This window comes from Roseibium porphyridii (assembly GCF_026191725.2).
In the GTDB taxonomy this organism is placed as follows: domain Bacteria; phylum Pseudomonadota; class Alphaproteobacteria; order Rhizobiales; family Stappiaceae; genus Roseibium; species Roseibium porphyridii.
The window spans coordinates 3,378,890-3,398,860 of sequence record NZ_CP120863.1; the positions used below are offsets into that span (position 1 = coordinate 3,378,890).

The 19,971-nt window shown below is 54.5% G+C and carries 19 protein-coding genes; 3 read left to right on the plus strand and 16 right to left on the minus strand.

Annotated elements, in window-relative coordinates:
• Window positions 1–3: 3 nt before the first annotated feature.
• The 3 genes from secF to yajC form a co-directional block, all read right to left on the minus strand.
• Window positions 4–954 (minus strand): protein translocase subunit SecF, encoded by a 951-nt coding sequence (gene secF, locus K1718_RS15720; RefSeq protein WP_247649248.1) that lies wholly within the window; start codon window positions 952–954, stop codon window positions 4–6.
• Window positions 955–969: 15 nt separating this feature from the next.
• Complete coding sequence (gene secD / locus K1718_RS15725) at window positions 970–2,580, minus strand: protein translocase subunit SecD (RefSeq protein WP_247649426.1); 1,611 nt, start codon at window positions 2,578–2,580, stop codon at window positions 970–972.
• A gap of 73 nt (window positions 2,581–2,653) precedes the next feature.
• Window positions 2,654–2,992 carry a preprotein translocase subunit YajC gene (gene yajC, locus K1718_RS15730; RefSeq protein ID WP_152501850.1) on the minus strand — a complete coding sequence of 113 codons (339 nt, stop codon included), beginning with the start codon at window positions 2,990–2,992 and terminating at the stop codon, window positions 2,654–2,656.
• Window positions 2,993–3,233: 241 nt separating this feature from the next.
• Between yajC and K1718_RS15735 the strand changes: the two genes are divergently transcribed.
• The gene (locus K1718_RS15735; RefSeq protein ID WP_265681640.1) at window positions 3,234–4,106 is read left to right on the plus strand and encodes an ATP-binding protein; all 873 of its coding nucleotides are present in this window, start codon (window positions 3,234–3,236) and stop codon (window positions 4,104–4,106) included.
• Between the two features lie 49 nt (window positions 4,107–4,155).
• Here K1718_RS15735 and K1718_RS15740 read toward each other — a convergent pair whose 3' ends face one another.
• From K1718_RS15740 to nagZ, 11 genes are all read right to left on the minus strand, one after another.
• Window positions 4,156–5,592 carry a peptidoglycan DD-metalloendopeptidase family protein gene (locus K1718_RS15740; RefSeq protein WP_209006589.1) on the minus strand — a complete coding sequence of 479 codons (1,437 nt, stop codon included), beginning with the start codon at window positions 5,590–5,592 and terminating at the stop codon, window positions 4,156–4,158.
• A 237-nt stretch (window positions 5,593–5,829) separates the two neighbouring features.
• Window positions 5,830–6,522, minus strand: a complete 693-nt coding sequence (locus tag K1718_RS15745) for a protein-L-isoaspartate(D-aspartate) O-methyltransferase (protein WP_152501853.1) — start codon at window positions 6,520–6,522, stop codon at window positions 5,830–5,832.
• A gap of 21 nt (window positions 6,523–6,543) precedes the next feature.
• Window positions 6,544–7,302, minus strand: coding sequence for a 5'/3'-nucleotidase SurE (gene surE, locus K1718_RS15750; protein ID WP_265681638.1), 759 nt, complete (start codon window positions 7,300–7,302; stop codon window positions 6,544–6,546).
• Window positions 7,303–7,427: 125 nt separating this feature from the next.
• Window positions 7,428–8,708: a serine--tRNA ligase gene (gene serS / locus K1718_RS15755; protein WP_265681637.1), complete on the minus strand. Its 1,281-nt coding sequence runs from the start codon at window positions 8,706–8,708 to the stop codon at window positions 7,428–7,430.
• Window positions 8,709–8,777: 69 nt separating this feature from the next.
• Window positions 8,778–9,572: a twin-arginine translocase subunit TatC gene (gene tatC, locus K1718_RS15760; RefSeq protein WP_152501856.1), complete on the minus strand. Its 795-nt coding sequence runs from the start codon at window positions 9,570–9,572 to the stop codon at window positions 8,778–8,780.
• Window positions 9,569–10,015, minus strand: a complete 447-nt coding sequence (tatB, locus tag K1718_RS15765) for a Sec-independent protein translocase protein TatB (protein ID WP_265681635.1) — start codon at window positions 10,013–10,015, stop codon at window positions 9,569–9,571. The genes tatC and tatB overlap by 4 nt, the downstream gene beginning before the upstream one ends.
• A 41-nt stretch (window positions 10,016–10,056) precedes the next feature.
• The gene (locus K1718_RS15770) at window positions 10,057–10,281 is read right to left on the minus strand and encodes a twin-arginine translocase TatA/TatE family subunit (protein WP_152501858.1); all 225 of its coding nucleotides are present in this window, start codon (window positions 10,279–10,281) and stop codon (window positions 10,057–10,059) included.
• 129 nt (window positions 10,282–10,410) lie between these two features.
• Complete coding sequence (locus K1718_RS15775; RefSeq protein ID WP_265681633.1) at window positions 10,411–11,544, minus strand: ABC transporter ATP-binding protein; 1,134 nt, start codon at window positions 11,542–11,544, stop codon at window positions 10,411–10,413.
• Complete coding sequence (scpB, locus tag K1718_RS15780) at window positions 11,544–12,248, minus strand: SMC-Scp complex subunit ScpB (protein ID WP_418068040.1); 705 nt, start codon at window positions 12,246–12,248, stop codon at window positions 11,544–11,546. The genes K1718_RS15775 and scpB overlap by 1 nt, the downstream gene beginning before the upstream one ends.
• Window positions 12,238–13,077, minus strand: a complete 840-nt coding sequence (locus K1718_RS15785) for a segregation and condensation protein A (protein ID WP_265681632.1) — start codon at window positions 13,075–13,077, stop codon at window positions 12,238–12,240. Before K1718_RS15785 ends, scpB begins: the two co-directional genes overlap by 11 nt.
• An 11-nt stretch (window positions 13,078–13,088) precedes the next feature.
• Window positions 13,089–14,108: a beta-N-acetylhexosaminidase gene (gene nagZ / locus K1718_RS15790; RefSeq protein ID WP_265681630.1), complete on the minus strand. Its 1,020-nt coding sequence runs from the start codon at window positions 14,106–14,108 to the stop codon at window positions 13,089–13,091.
• Window positions 14,109–14,224: 116 nt separating this feature from the next.
• Here nagZ and K1718_RS15795 point away from each other — a divergent pair, with 116 nt between their 5' ends.
• The gene (locus tag K1718_RS15795; RefSeq protein ID WP_265681628.1) at window positions 14,225–15,238 is read left to right on the plus strand and encodes an alpha/beta hydrolase; all 1,014 of its coding nucleotides are present in this window, start codon (window positions 14,225–14,227) and stop codon (window positions 15,236–15,238) included.
• 23 nt (window positions 15,239–15,261) lie between these two features.
• Here K1718_RS15795 and K1718_RS15800 read toward each other — a convergent pair whose 3' ends face one another.
• Entirely contained in the window at window positions 15,262–16,176 is a 915-nt protein-coding gene (locus K1718_RS15800) for a DMT family transporter (RefSeq protein ID WP_265681626.1), read from the minus strand.
• 133 nt (window positions 16,177–16,309) lie between these two features.
• Between K1718_RS15800 and K1718_RS15805 the strand changes: the two genes are divergently transcribed.
• Window positions 16,310–17,227, plus strand: a complete 918-nt coding sequence (locus tag K1718_RS15805; protein ID WP_265681625.1) for a LysR family transcriptional regulator — start codon at window positions 16,310–16,312, stop codon at window positions 17,225–17,227.
• Between the two features lie 58 nt (window positions 17,228–17,285).
• Here K1718_RS15805 and K1718_RS15810 read toward each other — a convergent pair whose 3' ends face one another.
• Window positions 17,286–19,856 (minus strand): SPOR domain-containing protein, encoded by a 2,571-nt coding sequence (locus K1718_RS15810; RefSeq protein ID WP_265681624.1) that lies wholly within the window; start codon window positions 19,854–19,856, stop codon window positions 17,286–17,288.
• Between the last annotated feature and the right edge of the window lie 115 nt (window positions 19,857–19,971).

A 19,971-nucleotide genomic window follows, 5' to 3' on the forward strand; every position in this document is an offset into this window, starting at 1 on the left:
GCCCTATGCAGTCGCCTCGGCATCCGATCCCTTCTTGCCATCATCATCCTTCGACGACATTGCGTCTGGTCGCAGGTTCAGCAGGATCAGGAATGGTGCTGCCAGGAAGATGGACGAATAGGTGCCGATAACAATGCCGAAAATCATGGCAAGCGTGAAGGATTGGATGACCTCACCGCCAAAGACATAGAGTGAAATCAGTGCCAAAAGAGTCGTCACGGACGTCATGGTCGTCCTCGACAATGTTTCGTTGATGGACTGATCAAGAATATCGGCCAACGGACGCTTCTTGTATTTTCGAAGATTTTCACGAATCCGGTCATAGACCACAACGGTATCGTTGAGCGAATAGCCGATAATGGTTAGAACCGCCGCGATACTCGACAACGAGAAATCCAGCTGAAGCAGCACGAATAAGCCAATGGTAATCACCACGTCATTGGCAGTTGTCAGGATTGCACCTATGGCGAAATGCCATTCGAAGCGGAACCAGATATAGAACATTATGGCCAACAAGGAAGCGATCACCGCGATCGCGCCCGCCTGCGCCAGTTCTCCGGAAACGCGCGGCCCCACAACTTCCACACGGCGGAAGTCGACATTGTCGTCTTCAAAAATGGTACGGATGCGCTGGACGACCGATTGCTGCGCCAGTTCTCCGCCAGGCTGTTCCTCGACACGGATCAGGATGTCGTCGGATGCACCGAACTCCTGGACTTGGACGTCACCCAGATTGAGTTCACCCAATTCGGAACGAATGGCACCGATATCAGCCGGACCATCGGTCTTGATCTCGATGATCGTTCCGCCCTTGAAGTCGATGCCGTAGTTCATACCGACGAGGAAAAATCCTGCCAGCGAGGCGATGACGAGGACGATGGACAGCGGAAAACTGGCTTTCCGCAGCCACATGAACTTGATGTTGGTGTTGTCCGGAACAAGTCTCAGCAACATGATATTTCTCCCGGCTCAGATCGGCAATTTCGACGGACGACGCTGGCGGATCCAAAGAGCCACCAATAGCCGACTGAAGGTGAAGGCTGAGAAGACAGTCGTGAAAATCCCGATCGCAAGCGTCACCGCGAAACCGCGTACTGGTCCCGACCCAAGCTGGAACAGGATGACAGCTGCGATAAGTGTGGTGATGTTGGCGTCAAGAATTGTGCCCAGAGCCCGACTGTAACCGGCATCAATGGCTGATATGACGGATCGCCCAGCTCTTGATTCCTCTCGTATTCGCTCAAAAATCAGCACGTTGGCATCCACCGCCATACCGATTGTCAATACGATCCCTGCAATACCCGGAAGGGTCAGCGTTGCCTGAAGAAATGTGAGCGCACCGAAAATCAGGAATATATTGGCCGTCAGAGCGAGGTCGGCGATTACGCCGAACCGGCCATACGCCAGGATCATGAAGATGATCACGGCAGCGCCTGCGATGATCGAGGCGATCCGGCCAGCTTCAACTGAATCCGCACCAAGTCCTGGACCAATCGAGCGTTCCTCGATGACTGTCAACTGAGCCGGAAGTGCACCCGCACGCAGCAGAACTGCGAGGTTGTTGGCACTATCGACGGTAAAGTTGCCGGAAATCTGTCCAGAACCTCCGGTGATCGGCTCTCGAATGACCGGTGCTGAGATGACTTCGTTGTCAAGCACGATTGCGAACGCCCTGTTCACATTCTGCGTCGAAATACGGGCAAATTCACGCGCACCGGATTGGTTGAACCGGAAGTTGACCACGGGTTCGTTGTTGCGTTGGTCGAAGCTGACCTGCGCATCGACCAGATCCTCACCAGCGAGAAGTGGCACTTCTTCCAGCAAATACGGTATCGGCGGATCGTCCACCGACATCAGCACAATAGTTCCAACCGGAGGGCGGTTCTGAAGCGCCTGATCACCGGACATGGAAGTGTCGACCATGTGGAACGTCAGCTGCGCAGTCGTTCCGATCACGTCTTTCAGGCGTTCCGGATCATCTTCGCCAGGCGCTTCGACCAGAATTCGGTCTGCGCCTTGTCTCTGGATGCTGGGTTCGGTCGTTCCCAGTTCATCAACGCGGCGTCGAATGACCTCAATCGACTGTTGAACAATGTTGGTCAGGCGATCTTCCAGCCCTTGTTCGGTGTAAGTGAACCGAACAAGGCCGTCGTCAGAAACCGCCATCGCAAATTCATTGACCGGTTGACCGCCGAACAGGTTGGATACGAGCGGGTTGACCAGCGGTTCAAGCCGCTCTTCCGCCTCGCCGAGCCGGGTCAGGTCGCGAATACGAACCTGGGCCGTCTCCCCTTGCACACCAAGTCCGGTGTAGCCAATTCTGGGATTTTCCCGCAACGTTGCCCGGATATCGCTGACAAGCGCCTTCATGCGCTTTTGGATGTAATCCTGCTGATCGACTTCATAGAGGAGATACGCGCCCCCTCGAAGATCAAGCCCCAGAACCATTTGGCTCTTCGGCAGGAAATCTGGCCAGCTTTCAAGCTGTTTTTGGGAAAAGAAATTCGGCAGCGTGGTCAGGATGCCTGCAGCAACCACAATCACGATCAGCGCGATTTTCCAGCGAGCGAAATAGAGCATAGTCAAGCCTTAATAGCGCCCGGGCCGACATCAGACCGGCCCGGCAATAATATCTGAACGGCGGAACGGGCTCTTAGCCGTTGTCTTTGACAGGCTCAGTCTTTGAGCGGACTTCCTGAACCATGCCGCGAACAACGCGCACTTTCACACCTTCAGACAGTTCCAGCTGAATTTCGCCATCATCAACGACCTTTGCCACTTTGCCGATCAAACCACCGGAAGTAACGACCGTGTCGCCACGACGCAGGTTCGAAACCAATTCCTGGTGCTGTTTCATACGTTGCCGTTGTGGGCGAATAATCAGAAAATACATGATCGCAAACAGCGCGACCATCATTGGAATCGGACCGTAAAGAAGGGATTCCATTCCACCTGCTCCGGCGGTCTGCGCATAGGCTGGGGTGATGAACATTCAATTCTCCTAAGGTGGCGCTATTCATTGCTTGGGAAAACCCTGACCCCAAAGCAAAAACGCTCTCATTCTGGTGGCGCGGACTATAACGGCGGCGCGCTTCTTTTCAAGCTTTCCAAGCAGTTTCCAGCGTACCGGTATGGGAATAACTGGCGTTTTCGTGTTTCAGTCTGCGTGTTACTCCAACCGCAGGTACTTTCAGGGCCTCACATGGGCCTTTTTGACAGGGCTTGCAAGAAGAATGAGCACGCAAAACGACATCGCTGCACTTAACGCCAAACTCGATTCCCTTATCGAGCTTGTTGCCAGAGCAGTCCCGGCTAAAGCCAGCCGACCAGATTGGAACTCCGCCGATGCGTTTGTCTGGGTTCCCGAACCAGGCGAGCTGCAAGCTGTGAAGAAGGTTAATCGAGTCGATATCGCACTTCTTTGCGCCGTTTCACATGTCCGTGACCTGCTGTTGGAAAATACAAAACGTTTCGCGAAGGGGCTGCCGGCCAACAATGCATTGCTTTGGGGTGCACGGGGCATGGGAAAGTCTTCGCTGGTCAAGGCTGCGCATGCGTCGGTCAACGCTGAAAACGGTTCGTCATCTTTGAAACTGATAGAAATTCATCGAGAAGATATTGAATCGCTTCCCAAACTTATGACTGAGATCCGAAAGTCCTCGCTCAGGTTCATAGTCTTTTGCGACGATCTGAGTTTCGACAATGACGACACGTCCTACAAATCGCTGAAAGCCGTTCTGGAAGGCGGGATTGAAGGCCGGCCTGACAACGTGATTTTCTACGCCACGTCCAATCGCCGGCATCTGCTCCCACGTGACATGATCGAAAACGAACGATCTACAGCTATCAATCCGGCAGAAGCAGTCGAAGAAAAAGTATCGCTCTCGGACCGGTTCGGTCTCTGGCTTGGTTTTCACAAATGCAGCCAGGACGACTATTTGGACATGGTGCGTGGCTATGCGACCCACTTTGGACTGCAAATCGATGAGGATCGAATGCGTTCAGAGGCTCTAGAATGGGCAACCACGCGTGGTAGCCGCTCCGGTCGCGTCGCATATCAGTTCATACAAGACCTGGCCGGACGGCTCGGAAAGCCGCTTAGCTGACAAAAAAGCCCGGCCAATTGACCGGGCTTTCTTTTTCCGTAGTCGAAAACTATCTGCGTGGCAGGTGATTAAGCGGGTCGACGGGCTTGTTGCCTTTGCGCAATTCAAAATGAACTTGCGGTTGGTTGACCGAACCGGTCTTGCCGGCAAGACCGACAACATCGCCACGACGGACAGTATCGCCACGCTTAACCTTCAATTCGCTGTTGTGAGCGTACGCAGAGACCCAGCCCTCATCGTGCCTTACGAGCACGAGATTGCCGTATCCTTTGAGTTCGTTGCCTGAATAGATAACGGTACCGCCATCTGCTGCTTTCACCGGCGTGCCTTCCGGAACCGCGAGGTTTACGCCCTCGTTTTTGCCACCACCTGGTTTGCTGCCGAAGTCGGAAATTATCCGACCGCGCACCGGCCAGCGAAACTTCTCAGAAGAAACGTTTGCGTCTGGACGAACACTGGCAACCTGGGTTGGTGTCTTGATCGGAGCCGTCGGCCTCGCCTCGTCGGTCAATGCCGGCGCCGGTAAGCTGTTCTTGTCAACTGTACCGGAAGGCGCTGCCGCAACGGGCGTTGGCGTCACTGCACCAGAGCCAGGTTGGCGTCTTGGCGAAGGCACTCCATCGGCAGTATTGCTCTTGATCGAAGCTGTCGTAAGCGACTGACCAAAGCCCGAGGGTTTCTTTTTGGGCAAAGTGCTTACACGAAGGATTTCAACTTCCTCGACAACGGTCTCACCCCGACTGATGTCAGCAAAAGTCGGTTGACTGAAGGGCTTTCGATCCGGCTTGGGCATCCCAGCAACTGCAGTTGGTACGGACCCGGTAACAACGCGTTCATTTGAGCCAGCCTTAGGCAATCGCACCTTGTCAGCACTTACGCTGCTCGACCCATTACGCTCAGAATAGACATACGTCGGAATGATAATGCTTTGTCCGGGACGCACCTGGTTCGGATCGCTGATGCCGTTGACAGACATTATAGCTTTTTCCGGAACACCAAATCGGCGTGCCATGGATTGCACACTGTCACCCTGACGGACCTGGACCCTGGTACCACCAGTTGATGTCCAGCCTTTCCAGCTTTTCGCCTGCCCCGCCGCGGCAGAGACCACGGGAGCGCTCGAAATTTCAGGAGCTGGCTTCACCGCGATGGGTGCTGGCTTGATTGGCTGGGATCCAGATTGCGCAGGCGCGGGCAAAGGTGCCGAGCTGATCTGCGATGTTCTCTGAGGAATGGAACCGGTGGTCGCAGGAGCAGTATTTGACTGCGGCAGACCTGCACTCGTCCCTCCCGGACCATTGACGATATCCTGATAAGTCGGTTGCTTTTGGCCACCGTTCAGAATGTTCCGCTGATTTTGTGTGTTTCCGGTATAAAACGGAGGTTCACCAAATCGTTCAACCGCGCCGGAACATCCCGCCAATACGGCAGCAAGGAGTGATACCGTCGCTACCTTGCTCAAAAGATCCCCGCGGAGGGTACGCATCCGCTTTTTCATCGCCTAAACTCTGACCGCTAACAATGACTGTTATGGTTAAGAGTAGACGGCAGTAAGGTTTATAAAGGCTAAAGACCGAGCGGAAAGGTCGCGAAAAACGCTGTTTTCTCAGTATTTCGAACAGTTCGGAAAAACTCAGATTGCTTGACCATAGTAAATTTGAGGCAAAAGCTGTTCCAAGAATCGCAACTTGGAATGGCCTGGAGACCATCTGATTCCATACTCTTACAGCTTCTTGGCCAAGCCACGCTGCAACATCACTGTGCGAACTGTGGTGAGTGTCTCAGCCGTCATGACATTGTCTGTCTTCTGGAACCTGATCAAAGGCTGAGGCTGCTTTGCCTGACCGACAGGCGCAATCAAAAGACCGCCAGGTTTTAACTGCTGTATCCAGGGATCCGGCACGGCTTCGATTGCAGCATTGACCACAATGCGATCAAAAGGTCCCTGTTTCTGAAGCCCTTCAAAACCGTCTTCCTGACGCGCATTGACGTTTGCAAGTTTCAAGGCCGCGAAGCGGCGTGTTGCAAGGTCGGTCAGCGTTGAAAAGCGATCCAGTGTCTCAACCCGGCCAACCAGATGTGCCAGGATCGCAGCCTGATATCCTGAGCCAGTACCAATTTCCAGGACCGCATGCTCGTTAGAAAGGTCGAGAGCCTGCATGGTCAAGGCAACCAATGAAGGTGCGGAAACAGTCTGACCACATTCTATTGGCAACGCTGCATCTTCGTAGGCAAGTCCGTGATGCCGTGCTGACAGAAACAAACGGCGCGGCACTCTTTCTATTGCAGCAAGTACGTTTGTGGCTCCGATCCCACGCCGTCTTAAAGCGAGAACCAGCGCCGCGCGAGCCTCTGACTCGTCCGGGAGTGCTTTGGATCCTGACGTTGCTTCTCCGCCGGTCGGATGTCCGGCCATGCATTGCTCCCCGATACGGGATTATTGAAGTGCTCCAGCCAGGCGACTCACCAAGTCGTGGGCTGTCAGATCTATGCGTAACGGTGAAACGGAAACATATCCATCTGCAATTGCCTGCAGGTCTGAATTATCAAGAACCGAGTTGCCCCTGTCCTGAAACCGTAACCAGTAGTATGGCGCACCGCGTGTATCTGTACGCGCATCTATCGAAAGCCCGCTCTGTTCATGATGTCCTTGTACGGTCACCTTCACACCCTTGACCGCTTCCGCGTCGCAAGACGGAAAATTGACGTTGAGGAGCGAATATGGCGGTAGATCAAAATCGATCAGCTTTCTGAACAAAGCCGGCGCATGGGCTTCCGCCGGTGCATAAGAAATTTGGGAAGCAAAGCCCCAATCATAAGCCTGTGAAACGGCAATTGAGCGAATGCCCAAGATGGCAGCTTCCATTGCGCCTGCAACAGTTCCTGAGTAGGTCACGTCCTCGGCAAGGTTCTGCCCCCTGTTGATACCGGAAAGCACAAGGTCCGGTGCTTCCGGCAGAACCTGACGAACGCCCATTATCACACAATCAGTCGGCGTTCCTTTGAGCGCAAAGCGACGATCATCAAGTTGGCGAAGCCGCAGCGGATCATTGAGCGTAAGCGAATGGGCAACGCCGCTTTGATCTGTTTCCGGCGCGATCACCCAGACATCGTCGGACAAGGACCTGGCAATCCGTTCAAGCGACGTCAGGCCTTCCGACAGAATGCCGTCATCGTTGGTGATCAAAATCCGCATTTTCGCCCTACTCCATTTTTGTCTGATTTGGCGGCGGCCAACATCTTCCGGCGGCACCTCACGAATGCCGACCAGAAATGAAACCTTCATGCACCGGGGCCTGGCGCTCCGGTGCATGCCCGCCGTTAGCCGAGCTTCTCAAGGCCTCCCATATAAGGACGCAACACTTCAGGAACCGTGATGGAACCGTCGCCGTTCTGGTAGTTTTCAAGCACCGCAATCAGCGCGCGCCCGACAGCAATTCCAGACCCGTTCAGTGTATGGACATGAAGAGGCTGTTTGGAATCGGTTGGGCGATACCTTGCGTTCATACGGCGCGCCTGAAAGTCCCCACAGACCGAACAGGAAGAGATTTCACGATAGGCATCCTGGCCCGGAAGCCAAACCTCGATATCGTAGGTTTTCCGGGCACCGAAGCCCATGTCTCCCGTACACAAGGTCATGACGCGGTAGTGCAGACCGAGTTTTTGCAAAATCAGTTCTGCACAGCCAAGCATCCTGTCCAGCTCATCCAGAGACTCTTCAGGCCGGGTGACAGATACCAGTTCACATTTCAGGAACTGGTGCTGCCTGAGCATGCCTCTTGTATCGCGTCCTGCCGAACCGGCTTCCGAGCGGAAGCAATAGGTGAGCGCGGTAACACGTAAAGGCAGCTGTTCATCGCTCAGGATCTCACCCGCAACAAGGTTCGTAAGCGGCACCTCTGCTGTCGGGATCAGATAGTGATCCGTGGTCGACTTGAAGAGATCTTCTTCAAACTTCGGAAGCTGGCCGGTTCCATAGAGAGGGTCTGCATTGACGAGGAGCGGCGGGGACACTTCCATGTAGCCGTTTTCTTGTGTGTGCAGATCGATCATGAATTGACCGAGAGCCCGCTCCAGCCGCGCAATCTGTCCCTTTAACACCACAAAGCGAGAGCCAGAGAGTTTCGCAGCCCTCGCGAAATCCATATCGCCGAGCGCCTCGCCAAGTTCGTAATGCTCTTTCGGCGCTTCGTTGAAGGTAAAGGTCGGGCGCTCACCATGGGTTTTCAGAAGAACGTTTTCGTTCTCGTCTGAACCAACAGGCACATCTTCATACGGCAGATTCGGAATAACCGCCATGGCAGCTTCCAGATTGCCGACAAGTGTCCGCTCTTCTTCTTCACCAGACTGAATGAACGCTTTGATCTGCGCGACTTCGTCGATCAGCTCTTGGGCCCTGGCTTCATCACCAGAGCCTTTGGCCTTACCGATCTCCTTCGACGCGGCGTTGCGTCGTTCCTGGGCTTCCTGAAGCTTCGTGATATGGGAACGGCGGGAATCATCCAGCGCGATCAGCTTGGCGGAGGAGGCCTCGTAACCCCGTTTTGCCAAAGCCTTGTCGAATGCGTCTGCGTTTTCCCTGATCCACTTGATATCAAACATCTTCACTTTCCGAACGACGGTCGTTGTACATTCATTCCGTCGGAAAGGTCTGGATGTCGGGAACGAAGATTAGGCGGTTTCCGCTTCTCGTTCCGCCTCACGCTGAGCGCGCTGTTTCTCCACAAGCCTGACTGACAGAATGGAGACTTCGTAGAGAAGCAACGTTGGCAGCGCAAGACCGATCTGCGAGATCGGGTCTGGAGGCGTCAAAATTGCCGCGGCGGCGAACGCACCAACTATCGCGTATTTGCGCTTCGTCTTCAGCGAAGCAGAAGACACCAGCCCCGCCCTGCCAAGCAGCGTCAGAACCACCGGCAACTGAAAGACAAGGCCAAACGCAAAGATCAAGATCATGATCAGACCAAGATACTCACTGACCTTGGCAAGGTGCTGAATGGCAACCTGTCCCTCTCGTGCCAGTTGCTCTTGGGAGAGGAAAAAGCCCATCGCCATCGGCATGATGAGGAAATAGACCAAACAGGCACCGATCAGAAACAGAATTGGTGTCGCGATCAGGAACGGCAGAAACGCGCCGCGTTCGTTCTTGTAAAGGCCTGGCGCCACAAACATGTAGATCTGACTGGCAACAACGGGAAATGCCAGAAACAAGGCGCCGAAAAGCGCCAGCTTCAATTGCGTGAAGAACCATTCCTGAGGCGCGGTGAAAATCATCTCCACCGGATGCCCTTCACCAGCAGCCCGGATATATGGAATGGTGAGGATGTTGTAGATGTCTGTCGCAAAATAAAAGCAAACGACAAACATCACGAGAATGGCGGCGATCGACCACATCAGGCGTTGACGCAGTTCGATAAGATGCTCGATCAGGGGCGCTTTTGAGGAGTCGATATCTTCCTGGCTCATGCCTTCACATCTTCCGTCGCGGGCTTGCTGTCCGACTGCGCGGTCGCTTCGGCCGCCGGCGAATCGCTGGTTACCTCTGCAGGTGCGGCCGGTGTTTTCACTTCGGCCTTCGGCATTTCGCTCTCAGGCTTTTTCGCGGGCACTTCCGCCTTGGACTTGCCAGTTGCCTGGGCAACATCTTCTTCGATGGATTTCTTCAGGTCGCCCAACGGGTTGAAGTTGGCAGCGTCTTCGACCTGTTTCTTCATGTCCGCTATATCGGCCTGTTGCTCAGCCTCTCGCAGCGCTTCATTGAACGTGGACTGAAATTCGCGTGACATACGACGCATTTTGCCCATCGTCTGCCCGAGCGTGCGCAGCATGCGCGGCAGGTCTTTTGGCCCCACAACGATGATTGCCACGCTGGCAATCACCAAGAGTTCGGTCCAGCCGATATCGAACATGAGATGTCTCGTCCCTTAAGGAGACGCGATGCAGATTAAGATCAGCTCGCTTTGGTCTGATCTTCAGCTTTGGCCGTTGGGGCCGCTTCGCTGTTCTGATGGTCGATGGTCTTCGGGGCATCGGCTGTATCGTCTTCTGCCATGCCTTTTTTGAAGCTCTTGATGCCTTTTGCAACATCGCCCATGAGTTCGGAAATCTTGCCACGTCCGAACAGCAGAACCACGACCACTGCTATGATCAAGATCTGCCAAATACTAATGCCCATACGCCAAACTCCTGATAATCGGCTTTAAAGCCCTTAGGCCCTTCTTACAAAAAGGGCCACCTCCCTGCAACATGTCCGACATGATCATTTAATGCACTTAGACACAATGATTAATCGGATCCTCATTCCCTAGACTTGGGGCGCAGGCCGAGGAAAAACAAGCACGTCTTTCGGATCAGTGGTTACTGCCACGTCCATTCCCATCTCCCATTTACTGCCAGCGCGCACACGCGCCTGAAGTGGTTGGTCGATGCCTTCGACAACGACGGACAGCAAATCCACCTCTCCGACGAATCGTTTTGAGCGGATGCGTCCTGGAACTCCGCACAGTCCAGCCGTGTTCAGGATGACCCCCTGTGGCCTTACGCAAACATCGACTTGCTGCCCTGTTTCAAGTTCTTCAGACGGTAAGACCCCAAGCGGTGTTTCAACACCAGATGATGTGACGCGCCCCTGTAGCTGGTTCAATTCAGAAAAGAACCGAGCCGAAAAGAGATCGGCAGGACTGTTGTAAAGTTCGGCTGCCGTGCCGTGCTGAATCAGCCGTCCTTGTCGCATCAAGGCAATCTTGTCTCCCATGCGCATGGCCTCTTCCGGGTCATGGGTGACGATGATGCATGTTGCCCGCGTTTCCCGGATAACCGCTAGGGTTTCATCGCGAACACTATCTCTCAGTCGCTTGTCGAGACCTGAAAATGGCTCATCCATAAGCAAAATGCCCGGGCGCGGGACAAGCGCTCTTGCAAGAGCAACACGTTGTTGTTCACCGCCAGACAAGGCATGCGGATAGTCTTCTGCATAGTCGGCGAGACCGACGCGACCCAGTGCACTTAGTGCAGCAGTCTTGGCCTCGGATTTTGGCAACTGTGTCAAGCCGAACATGACATTGGCGAGAATGCTCATATGCGGAAAGAGCGCATAATCCTGGAACATCAAGCCGACACCGCGTTTTTCCGGAGGGAGGAACGCAGTGTCGCCTGCAATTTCATGTCCGTTGATGAGCACCTTGCCACGGCTTTGACGTTCAACGCCGGCCGCAATACGCATCAATGTGGTTTTGCCGCAGCCTGAGTGGCCGAGCAAGCACAGAATTTCCCCTGGAGCTATCGACAGGTTCATATCTCTCACCGACACGACACCGTCATAGTCGTGAGACACATTTTCAAATACGAGACCGGCTGCGATCGTCGCACCGGCCGTTCCCGGCGCGCCCCAATTCCGTGGACGGCCATTTTCAAATAGGGTTGGATCTTGTCGAGACATCAGGTTTCGGCGGTTTCGTCCGTATCTCCATCAAAGAGCGAACCGTCTTCAAGAGGATCTTCATCCTCTGTCAATGCCGCATCATCATTTGGTGTTGGCACCATGAACGACGCGGGGACCGCGCTGTCAAGAAGCCCGGCCCCTTTGAGTTCTTCAAGTCCGGGTAGATCCTTGACATTCTCTAGGCCGAAGTGAACCAGGAATTGTTCAGTGGTGCCATATGTCACAGGCCTGCCGGGTGTACGACGGCGGCCGCGCATGCGGATCCAGGTGGTTTCAAGAAGCACGTCAAGAGTACCCTTCGAGGTAGACACTCCCCGAATTTCTTCGATTTCTGCCCGCGTGACCGGTTGGTGATAGGCAATGATAGCGAGCGTTTCCAACGCAGCGCGCGAAAGCTTGCGTTGTTCCTCGACGTTTCGATGCATCAGATAGGCAAGATCCTCTGCAGTTCTGAAACACCACTTTCCCGCCACACGAACCAGATTCACGCCGCGAGGTGCGTAGGTCTGCTGAAGGTCTTCCAGCAAGGACAAAACGTCAGACCCTTCCGGCAACCGGAGCGTCAACTCCTCCAGCGACAATGGTTCCGATGAGGCAAACAGCAGTGCCTCGACCATGCGAAGGCCCGCAAGATCTACCGTTGTCCCCTTCCCCTTTTGCTCCAAGGGTTCCAGATCCAGACGATCTGTTTCAGCTGCCATGCTCGGGCTCCTTGGTGACCGAGCGGATATAGACAGGCGAAAATGGTTCTCCCTGGCGGATCTCTACTTGCCCTTCGCGCACCATTTCAAGGCTGGCGGAGAATGTGCTGGCAACAATCGTCGCCCAATCCTTATTGTCGTAAAGATATTCACGCAGGTAACCGTTCAACGGCGCCCACTCGCTAATTCTGCCGACCAGCTTGGTCAGCAACTCTCTGGCTTCCTGCAATGACCAGACGGTACGCCGTAAAACCCTGACAGACGTGACGGACTGCCGTTGTCTCTGGGTCGCGTAAGCTGACAGGAGATCATAAACCGATGCTTCCCAGATGCTGTTGTGCTGAACCGACATTGTCTCTGGTTCACCACGATGAAACACCTCTCGCCCCTGACGGCTGCGTATCATGAGCTTTTCGGAAACTTCGCGCATGGCTTCAAGCCGGCGTAGCCTAAAGGCGAGAGCAGCAGCAAGCTCTTCGCCAGTCGGCTCGTCTTCATCTCGCTGTTCCGGTAACAACAATTTGGATTTGAGGAACGCCAACCAAGCAGCCATGACAAGATAGTCCGCTGCCAGTTCAAGACGCATCCGGCGCGCTTCGGCAACAAATTCAAGATATTGCTCGACAAGTTCAAGGATCGAAATACGGGCCAGATCCACTTTTTGGGTTCGCGCCAGACCCAGCAGCAAATCGAGTGGCCCCTCAAAGCCTTCGACATCCACAACCAACTGCGGATCGGACGAGGCTCTCTCCTCGGCGGAATGGACCGAACTCAGAAGATCAAAAGATCCATCATCGGCGAGCTTTTCCGTGGTTTCCAATTCCGCCATTCCCGCTCCGGTCAAACGGCCTGCCGGCCGGTCAGTTCCAAAAACTCGTTCAAAGCTTCGTCCCGATCAAATCCGGGTTCCGGAGCTTTCAAGCCATTCAATGCTGTTTCGCACCGGGCCCGGGCATCGCCTTTCAGCTCGGGAACCGCCTTGGCCACAGCAAGCATCTCATCCATGTCTCCATTGCAATGAAGAACGATGTCACAGCCTGCTTCAATGACCTTCCGTGACCGGCTTTCATAGTCACCGCCAAGTGCTTTCATCGATAGGTCGTCGCTCATCAAACACCCATTGAAGCCAAGCTCTTTACGGATGACATCCTGAATAACCGCCGCACTCTGGGTTCCCGCTTTCGCGGCATCGATGCCTTCGTATACAATATGAGCTGTCATGCCCAATGACACGTGGGAAAGAGCTTTAAACGGGCGAAAATCCACGCTTTCCAACGCTGATTTGCTTGCTGAGACCCTTGGAAGCTCAAAATGACTGTCAACCTGTGCCCTACCGTGGCCGGGTATATGTTTTATAACGGGGAGAATACCTCCCGCGAAAGCACCCTTGACCATCTCGTTTCCAAGTTTGGTGACAATTTCGGGATCTCCTGAAATTGCCCGATCACCGATCGCGTCAACGGTCTCGGGAAAACGAATATCGAGGCACGGTAAACAACCGATCGTAATGCCGACAGCCTCAAGATCATAAGCGATCAGCCTTGCTCCAAGCCAAGCCGCTCTGGTAGCCGCCTTTTCGTTGGTCTCAAACAAGTCGCCGAAAAGTTTGGGGGCTGGATATTTCGGCCAGTGCGGGGGCTTCATGCGCTGGACGCGACCACCTTCCTGATCGATGAGAACCGGTGCCGTTTTTCTGCCCGTTGCTTCTCTGAATGCTGACGTCAAAGCGCGCACTTGATCCGGCGTTTCAATGTTTCGGGCGAATAATATCAATCCCCAGGGGTTTTCTTTCCTGAAGAAAGACGTTTCATCTGGTGTGAGCGTCGGCCCGGAACAGCCGGAAACAAAGGCTTTGGTCATGGAACCGGATTAGCGGTCCACCTCAAGTCCGTCAAGAAAGGCTGTTAGTTGCTCTTGCACCTGATCGGCGAACTTGCAAACTGTCCCAACCCACACCGCCAAGATTGGAGCCCCGCATGCGCGCGCGACTTGATATTCCGGCCGGCCAGCTGCACCGGATTTCCCATAGATCTGAAATTCTTGGCAGCAACCGGCTTGGCGATACCGCAACGCGAGACATCATTGTCTATACGCCGCACGGACATGACGGGGACGGCCTGCCGCTTTTGGTGGATATCGTCGGCTTCACTGCGGGTGGCCCTGCACATGTCAACTGGAAGAACTTCGGAGAAAACGTTCCCGAACGCTTGGACAGACTCATTTTCGACGGTGCCCTCAAGCCAGTTGTCGTGGCCTTTCCAGACTGTTTTACGCGCCTTGGAGGCAACCAGTATATCGACAGTTCAGTCATGGGACCTTGGGGCACGTGGCTAACGACAGAAATGCTGGAAGAAGTTGAAAACCGCTTTCACTGCGGAGGTAAAGGAAAACGCGGTCTTTTCGGAAAATCTTCCGGCGGCTATGGCGCAATCATTCACGCAATGAAGTATCCGGATGTCTGGTCAGCTGCGGCCTGTCATTCGGGCGATATGGCATTCGAGCTTTGCTACCTGCCGGAAATGCCGAGCGCGCTTCGCGCAATCGCAAAAGCTGGTTCGATTGAAGCATTCGTCAAAAACTTCGAAAAAGGGCCCAAATTTCCAGGAAACGCCCTGCATGACCTGATGACGTTTGCGATGGCCGCTACCTATGATCCCGATCCAGATCCAGAAGTCTTTTGCGGCATCAGGCTACCGGTCGACCTTGAAACGTGTGAAATCATCGAGGAAAGATGGAACGCTTGGTTGAAATGGGACCCTGTCCACATCGTTGACGAATACGCCGATGCTCTAAAGTCAATGAAGGGTCTTTGGGTCGAGTGTGGAGATATCGACCAATACAATCTCGTCTATGGGGCCCGCCGCTTTCATAGGAAGCTTGAATCTGCCGGCATTGAGCACGCTTATCATGAATTCAACGATACCCATTCGTCCATTGACTACCGTTTGGATGAAAGCTTGCCGTTCCTGGTAGACAGTCTGCTGGACTAGCGAACTTCGATTGCGTCACATGACTACCCACCGCGTTTGATTGTAAATGACTGCGGCAGCGTCAAGATTGCGCCGCCAAATATGATCAACAACGCGCCAAGTGCTGCAATTGGTGTTGGTATCTCGCCCCAGACCGCGAAACCGAACAATGCGGACAACAGAACCGTTCCATAGTAGATCGGCGCCAACGTCGCCGCCCCAGCGCGCCTGTAGGCAGAAACATTCAGAGACTGACCAATGATCGCAAGGGGCCCCATCCAGGCGAAAAGCATGAGAGATGCCAGGGAAATTTCCTCGTACATAATCAGCCAGACAACTGGACCAGTCAGAACGCACGCAGCGAGTACGTTGACGTAGGCCAGGATTGTTACCGTGTTCTCACGTTGAGAAATAAAGCGGATAATGAGTGTCTCCAGCGCCATGAACACCGCCCCCAACAAGGCGGCTCCAACACCAGCGAGTGCAAGACCGTCATACGTGCCCGTCACTTCCGTGGAGCGAACCACAAGCAAAGCTCCCAAGGCACAAAGTGCGCCGGCAATCCAGTGTCTTCCGGTAACGATTTCCTTCAGAATCAGGCCAGCCAACCCGATTGCGATGATACCTTTGGTCAGTCCGATCGCCGTAGCGTCAGCCAAAGGCAGGACACTGGCGGCATAAATTGAACAACCCAACCCACCGATACCGCAACAAGCACGCAACACATGCAGTTTCCATAATGGGCTTAAACCGCCAGTGAGCGACACCCGCTTTACAACCGACACCCCCACGATGGTCATGGCTCCGCCAAGGTAACGTAGCCAGACTAGAACAATCACCGGAAGCAGGCCATCTGCAATCTTTCCTGCGGCAAAAATCGGCGTAAAGGCAGACATTCCGGCAATGGCCAATACAAATGCCAATCCCGTATGCTGTTCTCTTCGGTAGGCTGTGTGCACCGTTATCAATCCTGAGCTTCTTCAAAGTTACATAAGAGATGCATCTGCAAAATGTCAGGTGCCAAATAGCCATGACGGGTATTCAAATATGCATCGCGTTGATGCCTGCTCTGCGAAACTGTATACTCATTTCATGAATTGGGATGACCTTAAACTCGTTGATGCCGCAGCGCGAATGCGGTCCTTGTCAGGTGCGGCCAAAGCGCTCGATATCAGTCAGCCTCAATTGAGTCGCAGGCTCAAGTGCTTTGAGGACAGAGTGGGCGCGCGCCTTTTTGACAGAACACCGACAGGCCTTAAACCTACAGAAGCCGGGTTGCGACTGATACCGCTTGCCGAGGACATGAGGAAGAAAGCTGAGGCCGCATGCCGTATTTTGCCCGACTTGTCGGGTTCAGCTCTCAAAGTTGTGCGGGTGGCCGTTGACGAAGTTCGCGCTCGCGTGCTCACAGACAGTTTTGGTGAACTCACTGCTATGCTCGACGGTGTGGAACTTGAACTGATTTCAAGCCACCAGTCCGTCAACCATCAAAGCCGAAGCATTGAACTTCAGATCCGCAATTGTCTTCCTCAAACCGATACACTGATCGCTCGAAAAGTCGGTGAACTTGCCTATGCGGTTTATGGATCCAAATCCTTTGTTGCAAATAATCCGTCAGCCCTTGATCCGGTGGCCTATGCATCCTGCTCCTGGCTTGGTTTCACGCCCGACGATCTTTGGTACCCGACGCATGTTCGGTGGTTAGAGGAACGCCTCGTGACAGCGCCGCTACTTCGGACCAACACCATGACAACTCTGTTGAACATGACTGTTGCCGGGGCTGGATTGTCTTTGTTGCCAGTATTTATGGGCGATGACCATCAAGATCTTGTCCGGCTTACAAAGCCGATTCCAGAACTAACGAACCCTGAGCATATCATTGTGCATCGTGATCTGCGCCGTGAGCCGGCTGTTCGCCGGGCGATTGATGCAATTGCAACGGTCTACAAATCCATGGCCTGCCGGCTAGAAGGAACCAATTACGAAACAGCGGTTGTTGCCGCAGAATAAAGGCCGGGTTTATGCCCGGCCTTCATTCCGATCGTCATCGTTCAAACTCTGGCTTGTTCTATTGCCTGCGTACGAAGCAGTCACCGCCGGCACCCTTGAGGCTTTCACAAAGTGAAATAGCTTCTTCACGGGAGCCTGTGGGGATACGAGCGCGGTAGAAAACTCCACGGTCCTGGACATTTGCAGACACAATCACTGCATTGCGGTTTCCAAGGATGCTCGGGTACTGCCGTTGCAAGCCGGAATAGGCGTTGCTGGCAGCCTGCTCAGAACGTTGTGACGTCACCTGAACAATGTACGTACCGGCTGGAATGCTCCCAGAATTAGTTGTTGCCGGTGCAGCTGCTGGGGTGGTCGTTGCAGGTGCTGGTGCCGCTGCGTTTTGCTGACCCAGATTAAGCGGCCCATCGTTTTGACTGGCTGGCGCAGGCGTCGTTGCTGCAGCAGGTGCGCTCGCCACTTGAACGGGCGCTGCCGGTTTCTTGCGCGGCAATACGGTTGGGACAGGCTGTGCGGGTTCGCTCACTGCTGGCGTTTCACTTCCTGCAACAATTGCAGGTGTGGCTGGTGTCGCAGCATCCGGCGCGTCCGTCTGGGTGGCTTGAGCCGGCGATGGGACAGCTGCAACCGGGGCGTCAGGAACAGATTCAGGAACTACGGGTGTTGTTGAAACAACCCTCGGAGTTTCACTGTTGGCGGTAACCGAAGGCGCAGCTGGCGCAGGTTCTGGTGCTGCGGGCTCGGGAACCACGGGCTGCTCAACTGCGGCAACAGACGGTTCTGGTGAGGCGACCGGCGGAGCCCCTGCTTCGTCACCGGATATGATTGAACCATCCGGACGCACAACGAGTGTCCGAACTCGTTTTGGAGCACCCGGCAGAAGATCCGCATTTCCATTGGCACCGGCCGGTGCAGGCGGCAACTCAGCAGGTTGCGGGCTTTCAGGTCTCACCAATTGATCTGGGCCAGTTTCACCTGTTCCATCAATCCGGTCATAGATAAGCTTGGCCGACTGATTGTCGGTTGGTGCCTGGCTTTGTTCCGGGTAAACCTTGAGCGGTTCCTGCAATCCACTGATAATCGGCGGTGGTCCGCTTGGCACCTGAACCGAACTTCCATCCATCAGGAAAAAGCCGGCTGCTCCCAAAACCGCAACACCGAGAATACCTCCGGCAACAAACAGTCCTCGGCGCGAACGTTCTTGCGCTTGAGGGACGGCCTGCTTTTCTGCTGCCGGATGGGGCGGCAACACGCCCTCGCCGCTGAGGCTTGGGTCACTTTCCTGCATGGCCCTTGCAACTGCGTCGAGGTCATATCCTTCAGGCGGAGGCGGGGTTTCATCATCCTCAAGACGTGGGACGGATCCGGCAGCCGCCGGCCATGTCATATCGTCAATATCTGCTGCAGACGCAGTCTCGTTGGCCGGAGCCGGTATTTCTTTCGGCGCTTCTTCGACAACAGATTGCACCTTACGTTCCGCTGGATCAGGAAACTCAAGGTCTGCAAACAGCGCCTCAATACCCTCTGCATCGCCTTGTGGCGTAGAACCAGCAGGCCTGACAACAGGCGCAGGCTCAGTCTCTACCGGATTTAGAGCTGCAAAAAGATCGCTTTCGTCGATCCGTGGACGCTTATTGTCGTCAATTTGCGTGCTGACGGCAGCAGTACCAAAGTCTGGCGCTTGCTGTGAGAAATTCTGCTCTGCTTCCCTCGCCGGGTTCGCAGACAGCCTGACAGAAAAATCATCCCTTGGCCGGCTGACTGCCGCAGGTGTTGCCTGCACTTCAACTTCCGGCGCAGGAGCAGGTTCCGGATCAACTGCGATTGCCTGTTCGAAATCGAGATCGCGAACTCTCGGTCTGACTGCGTCTTCGGTCTGCGAAATCGCTTCAACGGCCGGAGCTGCGACATTTTGCGGAGGGGGCTCGATTTCTTCGGTCGCTGCTGGATAACCGGTGGCTGCCGAAGCAAAAGGCTCCGGGGTATCATCAACGGATTGTCGGAGCGCACCGATTAGTTCGTCTTCAAGTTCCGCGGTCAGATTTTGTTCCAAATCCAATGCCACGGAGGACGTCAAAGGTGCTTGCGTCTCTGTTTCCTGGGATGCCAACGAATGGGTTGAGGGCTGCTCGAAAGTCGGCGTTTGAGGTTCGACCACACTGGGCTGAACGGGGGCCGTTCTTTCTTGCGCCGGAATGACCGACGCCACTTCTTCAGATGGTTCACTTTCAGGAACTTTGGGCCATAGGGAAGAAACATGGCCCGAAGGAGCAGCGTCAATCGGCGGCTGTTGTGCTGGTGAAAAGACAACAGGCTCGGGCGCTGCGACCTGCGAAACAGAAGCAGCGCCTAGCGGTTCTTCTGGCAGTGATTGTTCGCCACCGTGGTTCTGATTGTCTGCAACTGGCTGTACAGCCACGAAGGAGGGCTCAATGCGGCCTGAGGACTGGAGCGTCGGCACCTCTTCCTGTGGCTCCTCGGCGAATTCGTTCAATCCTGCAAAATAGTCGGTACTACCAACACGACCACTACTCACATCTGCCCCCGATTGCTTGTTTTTCTGGACAATGCGAGCCAGTTCGAGCAGCGGATCTTCCGCAGCAGGACGCTCTGCGTCCGCACTCTGCACGGACGCATGCAAGTCTGTTCGCTTTGGTTCGTAATCTTCTGACATGAGCCTTACGAAAACCGGTCCAGTTCTGCCGCAGTTAAGCCAACACTATGTGTCAAGCGGCCAAGAAAGA